Origin of the sequence: uncultured Butyricimonas sp. (genome assembly GCF_959596855.1) — a bacterium.
Lineage (GTDB): Bacteria > Bacteroidota > Bacteroidia > Bacteroidales > Marinifilaceae > Butyricimonas > Butyricimonas muris.
The window spans coordinates 71,010-77,909 of record NZ_CAUFYA010000023.1 but is presented as its reverse complement, the minus strand read 5'-3'; the positions used below and the strand labels follow the sequence as shown (position 1 = coordinate 77,909).

The following is a 6,900-nucleotide window of genomic DNA, read 5'->3' as shown; positions in this document are numbered from 1 at the left end:
GCTCGCTCTCGTGCTTGACGTTTCGCTGAAACTCAGGCGGGAATACTCTTCATCCCCGGCGTGGTTCTCGCCTGAGGCTTGGCGGATTCTGGTGTTAAGCGTTCCGTTCAGTTTTCCGTCGGTGTACCCGAATGCTTTCACGAATTTACCTTCCAGGGTGGAGCAGAATACTTTTCCGGAGAATGAACCGCCACCCAGATAGCGGAAATCCTTCAGCATTTTGGAAAGGTCGTCCTCCATGGAGCGTGCCTCGGGTACGATGGTTGCCACGAACATGTCGACCTCCCCGTTCGCTCGTTTGGCGACGATTAACCTTCTTCCCGAGATTGTCGTTCGTGTACCGACGAGTCGCTTGTTTTTAAAAATTCCTTCTTGCACCAGTACCGTTGACGTGGAGTAGAGTGGAATCTCTATCAATGTCACCCCTTTATGCCCCGATACCATGGCATTGTCCCATTCGGGATTCAGTTCGACGTTTGCCCTTCCCGTGCTTCTTGCCACGGAAATCCCGGTGAAGGACAACGGGGATAAATCAGTCGCATTATTTTCAAAGAACTCTCTGGCGTCATTGACGCTAAACGGGATAGCTTGCAGTTCCTCTCTGGGAATGGGTTCAAGCCTGTCATCCATGCAAGAATAACAAAATAAGCTGAATAAAGCAATCCCCAGGGAGAATAATTTCATTTTTCTCATAGATTTGTTTTACTTTAAATGTTTGTACAATAATTGTATTACCTCGTTTTTCTCGTGTTATCTCTTTTCTGTTTATTTTTCACCTCCTTTCTCTGTTTCATTTAAATAAGTTCTCATCGTGTGTTTCGCCCGCAATACCGTGGTGTTGACGATTTTCACTTGCATGGACAGGGCTTCCGCTGCCACTTGGCGAGCCTTTTCCTCTTCTCCCGTTTCCCGGTAAAGGGAAAACAGGTGGAAACAGGGAAGGATATACGCCGGGGTCATGCGTGATGCCAGCGAGAATGCCTCTATTGCCTTGTCGTGCTCGCCCTCGTGCCGGTAACACTCGCCTAGCGAGATTAAAATCAGTTCGTTGCATTGTAAGCGGCGAGCCTGCTTCAGCACGGGGAGGGCTTCCCGGTAGAGTTCTCTCGTGTAGAGTTCTTCTGCGTAGCGTAGCACGAAATCCGGTGAGGCATACAGCGCACGGTAGTACTCTGCGAAACAGGGGGGAAGGATGGATTCCCGCTCTTGCCCCGCTTCCTGTAAATCGGTTTCTACAATTTTTCTGTATCGGTATTCCGCCCCAGTCACGAGGAGGCACGCTAATAGCACGGTTCCAACTGAATATCTTACCCACCGGGGCACGCTCGTGACTCGCCCGACGACTTGCGTGTGCCCGGCGATGCTTGCCGCCGCGACATAAAAAACGCACGTGATGGAAGTGTCCTCGAACGGGTAGCCGAACATTCCGAAAATAAAGATGATGACCACTAACCCGGCATGATACCGTGTTGCGCCATTCACGTGTCGGATGCTGCAAAACACGAGCAGGCAGAATAACGCCAGCCCGATAATACCTTGTTCACAAGCTATTTTGAGGCATTCATTGAAAGCGAAATGATTGTTGCCCGCCACCCGGGCGAAACTTGATGCGGGGTGGTGCAGGAACCACTCGGCTTGATAGGGCATGTATTCGGCGGCGAAGGAAGCGATGCCGTGCCCGAACCACGGGGCGTCCCCGAGCATGAAGAGGGAAACTCCGTACACGAGCAATCTCCCTTTTGCGGAATCCGGTCGAATCAGGTAGACGCCCCAGAGTGCGAGTGCTGCGAGTAGCAAGAGTGCCACGGTCGTGAGCACCGCTTTTTTGTTCCACTTCTTGCCCGTGGGCTTTTTCGCGGGTTTCAGGAATGTCCATGCCAGCCCGCACGCCAAAGCCACCCACGCTGCCCTCGAGTGCGCCAGAATCATCCCGGCGGACACGAATGCCATTCCGGCGAGCACGAGCATTTTATATCCCTTTCTTGTTTGTGTCCCGAGCAGGCGTATCCCGCCGAAAATCGCCATGGCTAAATAGATTCCCCATAGAGCGGGAGTGTTGAAACTGCCCGTTTGCCCGAAATACGCATGATAAGAAGGGATGTTGCCCGAGAATTGCAGTATCCCCCACGCGGATTGAACGATGCCGCCGACGAATAAGGCGGGAAAGATCGTGTCGGCGGCAGACGAGTTTCTTGCCCACGTGTATGCGATAACCGCGGCGAGCCAGTCGAAAAGGATAAAAGTATCATCGAGAACGGGAGAGGTGAAGTAACGGATAAGTGTCCAGCAAAGCAACAACCCGACGAGCGTGTCGTTTTTCCTCCACGAGTAGCTTTCCCGGGAGAGGAGGTATGGGATTAGTGCGAGGGAAAAGAGCACGAGCGAAAAAAAAGCAGCCGAAAGCCCCGTGAAGCAGTGGTCGAGTCGGTAGAGTACTGGAAGCAAAACTATTGCGATGCCTATTGTGATTTTATGTATATTCATGTTGTTGATGTTCTGCCTGTATCGCCGCATAGAAGATGGTGTATTATTTATATTTATAAAAAATTGGATGTAACAAAAATAAATAAAATTATGAAAGTTACAATACCCGCCCCGAGTCTTGTATTCGAGGATGACCTGCGGTAAAACCACCCTAATAATACCCTATTCCTGCCTTATCCCGCTTTCAACTCTAGTGGCCCGCTTTTCCAACGCCGTTCCCCGGCGATGTTGGAAAAGGGATGAACGGGAGGGGAAGCGGAGCGGAGAGATGATAAGGGTAGTATAAGGGTATTATTGGGATGGGATTTCTTCGGGCAATAAAAAGTCCGGTTGAGATGAATAGTATTGAAAAATATATTACTTTTGCCCCCGTTTTGGTGCGGAACCTTCGCTCATGAAGGCGACGCTTAATAGGGAATCCGGTGTGAATCCGGGACTGTACCCGCAGCTGTAAGTTCCTTTACAAGGGATTTTGTACTTCAAATGTCACTGGTGTAATAACTGGGAAGGCAACAAAATCCGGAACAAGTCAGAAGACCTGCCGAACGATGATAACCATAGCTTTCGGGAGAAAAAGCGAGAGGAAAAATATGGATTTTACCTTGAAACTCATGTTACCCTAAAGACTATGTTAATAATGCTTTATTCATTATTAATATATAGTTTGTATGAAAAAAGTTGTTGTATTGGCAGTATTGCTGTTCGCGTGTGTCGGCTCGCTTTTCGCCGAGGATAAAGACAAGCGCAAAAAGAAAAGTATCACGGATACGATTTTTCGTATCGATGAAGTAAGTGTGCTTGAAAAAAGAAAACGTATCGATTTGTTGGGGTTGGATGTACCGTTGCGCTTTGTCCCGATAACGGTAAGTAAACTTTCCGGGCAGATGTTGGAGCGTAAAGGTATCGTGAATCTGGAAGATGCCGTGAAGTTTTTGCCCGGGATTATTCACAAGACAAATCAACTGGGGGCGTTCCAACGATTCTCTATCCGGGGACAAGGGAGCGCGCTTATCATGATTGATGGGATGCGGGATGAGCGAACGGTTAGCCAGAATGTTCCTTACGGGGACTTGTCATCCGTGGAATCCATCGAATTGATAAAGGGACCCGCTTCGGTGTTGGCGGGACATTCTGCCATGGGAGGGGTTTTGAACATCGTGCGCAAGAAGGTAACACCGGATTTTTCAGCTAATGCCCGGATTAGTTATGGTAGTTGGGAAGAAAAACGGGCTACATTGGGTTTCGGGGGAAAGTTGGCGGGACCGCTTGATTACCGGGCGAATATCCATTATTCCACGGGCGACGGTTACCGGCGCACGAACGCGAATAGATTCTCCCTTTATGGGGTTTTAGGCGCGAATGTCGGCAAAGTAGGGAGATTGGAAGTGAGTGGCAGTTACGCGGATGATAAGTACACGACTGAAATAGGGGCCGCACCGACCGTGCGTTATGATGTGTACGAAGTCGGTAAGGATGCCGAGCCTTTTATGAAGAGCGGAGAACGGCATCCTTATGCCGATTATCACGAGATATATAATGATTACGCGAATAATCGGATGAAGCGTAAAGTATGGGACGTGACGGCACGGTACACTCACGTGATATCCGAGAACATGACATTGCGAGAGAGGTTTACTTATTTCCATAGCGATTTGGATTATTGCTGCGTGGAAGGATTGGGGTACCGGACTTCGGAGGAATCTATTTATAAATGGTATTATACCTCGAAAGGTAAAACGACCTATATAAATCTGGATTCTGTGGTGCGAAATAAACCGTTGAACTTTAACCCGGATCATAAACAATTGAGTAATGTGCTGGAATTGACAGGTAACGTGGAGACCGGATTCGTGAAACACCATTATACATTGGGGTGGTCGTATTTCGCGTTTGATTTTGTACAGTATAACGGGTACGGGAGTGATGATTTGTGGGGACCCGGATTGGGTGCTGTGTTGGCATTGAAGAATCCGCAGTTGGTACAAGGCTGGTGGGATTCCAAAATTTCAGCTGCAAGTCTGAAAACCGATAGAACGCATGCCGTGTATTTGCATGATGTGATGGAATTTAGCGACCAATGGAAGGCGATGTTGTCCGGACGCGTGGATTTTTATAACTATAAAACGGCAACAGCAAAGGTTTTGGACGGGAAACAGGACTACAAGAAGGAGAACCGTTCGGAATGGAATAAAGTGAAGACTTCCGCTTTCACGTATCGGGCGGGAGTGGTGTATTTCCCGGTGCCGGAATTGTCATTTTATGCTTCCGCTTCTTCTTTCTTCAATCCGGTGGTGAAGTTCTATAATCCGGATATTATGTATTTGGATAGAAAGGGGAACGAGTTCAATCCCGACACGGATGGCGGAGAAGTGTTTAAGCCGGAGAAAGGAATTTCGGCAGAAGTCGGGGGGCATTACACGTTGAATGAATGGGTGGATGTCAACGCTTCGATTTTCTACACGAGTCGCTATAATATCGTGAAGAGTTTGGGAGATACTACTGTAGTGGTCGACGGCAGTACCGTGACGAAGAATATTCAAGGGCAAGTAGGTCGAGGTATGTCAAAGGGATTTGATTTTGAGATTGTGGTTCGTCCTCTTCCGACGCTTCGGTTTACGACGGGATTGAGTTGGGCGGAATATCGTTTGCGACAGATAGCGGAGAGTGGACGATTCTCGAAATACAAGGAAGAAAATAAGAATGTGCGTGAAACAGGTGTGCCTCGTACAACTTTTTACGCGTATGCCGATTACACGATTCCCACGGGGGTGTTGAAGAACTTGTCGTTCCAATTAAGCGGAAATTTCAAGGATAAGGTGTTCTCCGATATCAAGGAACGAATTTACACTCCGGCGTTGTGGCTGATGGATGCGGGAATATATTACACGATTAAAGGGCATGTGAATCTGGCTTTGAATATTAATAATTTGTTTGACAAGGAGTATTTCGAGAAAACAACTGTACTGGGAAAACCCCGGAATTATCAGGCATCCGTGTCATATACTTTTTAGTTTCGCCGAAGGCGAAAGTTACAGGTTGGCAGGTTACAAGTTGGCAGGTTACAAGTTAGTATTTGATTTGTAACCTGCTAATTTGTTGTTTATGAAATCTGTGGAAATATTTTGCGGGGTAGACGTCAGAATGCAGACTTATTGGCTACTTTTGTCAAAAAATAGAATAGTCATTATAATATAAGAATATGAAAAAGTTTGTATTGTTTTTATTTGTTTTGGTCTTTGCTGCCTGTGCAGGTGTTTGTGCGCAAGATACGGTGAAGCAGGATACCGTGAAACCTGAAGGGTATAAGTTTACGGACATTAAGAGATTGCCCGCTACTTCCGTGAAAGATCAGTTCCGTGCCGGGACTTGTTGGTCGTGGTCTACGGCTTCTTTTCTGGAGTCGGAGATGATGCGACAGGGAAAAGATTCGGTTAATCTTTCGGCTATTTATTTCGTGAAACATGCTTACAGTGACAAGGCGGAGAAGTACGTGCGTTTGCATGGCGTGTTGAATTTTGCCGTGGGTGGTGCTTCGTCGGATGTAATTAACATGGCGAAGAAGTACGGGATTGTGCCTCTTGAGGTGTTCAAGGGTTTGAATTACGGGGAGCCGAATCATGTGTTCGGGGAGATTGACGCCGTGTTGAAAGCGTACGTGGAAGCGGTGGTCGAGAATAGAAATAAACGTTTGAGTACGGCTTGGAAGAAAGGGTTTGATGCAATTTTGGACGTTTATCTTGGTGAAGAGCCCGAGAAGTTCGAGTACAAGGGAAAAGAGTACACACCCCGGACTTTTGCCGACGAGGTGGTGGGGTTGAACATGGACGATTACGTGAATCTGACCTCGTTCACGCACCATCCTTTTTACACGGAGTTTGCCTTGGAGGTGGAAGACAATTGGTCGTGGGATAAGGCTTACAATATCCCGCTCAACGAGTTGATGCGGGTGATGGAGAGTGCGATTGATAACGGGTACACTTTCGTTTGGGGTGCTGACGTGAGTGAGAAAGGATTTGCAACGAAGGATGCCGGGGTGGCGGTGGTGCCCTCGACCGACACGAGAGAGATGACCGGGGCTGAAATTGCCAAATGGGAGAAATTGCCTAAAGAACAACAGACGTTGGATGCTTTCAAGCTGGCTCCGGCTCCCGAGAAAAAGATTACCCAAGAGATGCGGCAGGAAGAGTTCGACCGTTACTTGACGACCGACGACCATGGTATGCACGTTATCGGCAAGGCGATGGACCAGAACGGTACACCTTATTTTATCGTGAAGAACTCGTGGAACAAGTACAATCGATTCGGCGGGTATTTCTATGCCTCTTATCCTTATATGGCGTTGAAGACGATGGATATTCTGGTGCACAAGAATGCGATACCAAAGGATATCAGAAAGAAATTAGGGATTTAAACATG

The 6,900-nt window shown here is 47.9% G+C and carries 4 protein-coding genes and 1 riboswitch; of the genes, 2 read left to right on the top strand and 2 right to left on the bottom strand.

Annotated elements, in window-relative coordinates; genetic code table 11:
- Window positions 1-693: hypothetical protein (locus tag Q5866_RS11360; protein WP_303180311.1), on the bottom strand; the 693-nt coding region annotated here is incomplete at its 3' end.
- A 72-nt stretch (window positions 694-765) separates the two neighbouring features.
- Window positions 766-2,484: an O-antigen ligase family protein gene (locus tag Q5866_RS11355; RefSeq protein ID WP_303180310.1), complete on the bottom strand. Its 1,719-nt coding sequence runs from the start codon at window positions 2,482-2,484 to the stop codon at window positions 766-768.
- Between the two features lie 358 nt (window positions 2,485-2,842).
- A riboswitch (cobalamin riboswitch) is annotated at window positions 2,843-3,045 on the top strand.
- A 107-nt stretch (window positions 3,046-3,152) separates the two neighbouring features.
- On the opposite strand from Q5866_RS11355, the gene Q5866_RS11350 reads away from it, so the two are divergent.
- Window positions 3,153-5,495, top strand: coding sequence for a TonB-dependent siderophore receptor (locus Q5866_RS11350; RefSeq protein ID WP_303180309.1), 2,343 nt, complete (start codon window positions 3,153-3,155; stop codon window positions 5,493-5,495).
- A 188-nt stretch (window positions 5,496-5,683) separates the two neighbouring features.
- The gene (locus tag Q5866_RS11345) at window positions 5,684-6,895 is read left to right on the top strand and encodes an aminopeptidase C (RefSeq protein ID WP_303180308.1); all 1,212 of its coding nucleotides are present in this window, start codon (window positions 5,684-5,686) and stop codon (window positions 6,893-6,895) included.
- The last annotated feature ends 5 nt before the right edge of the window (window positions 6,896-6,900 follow it).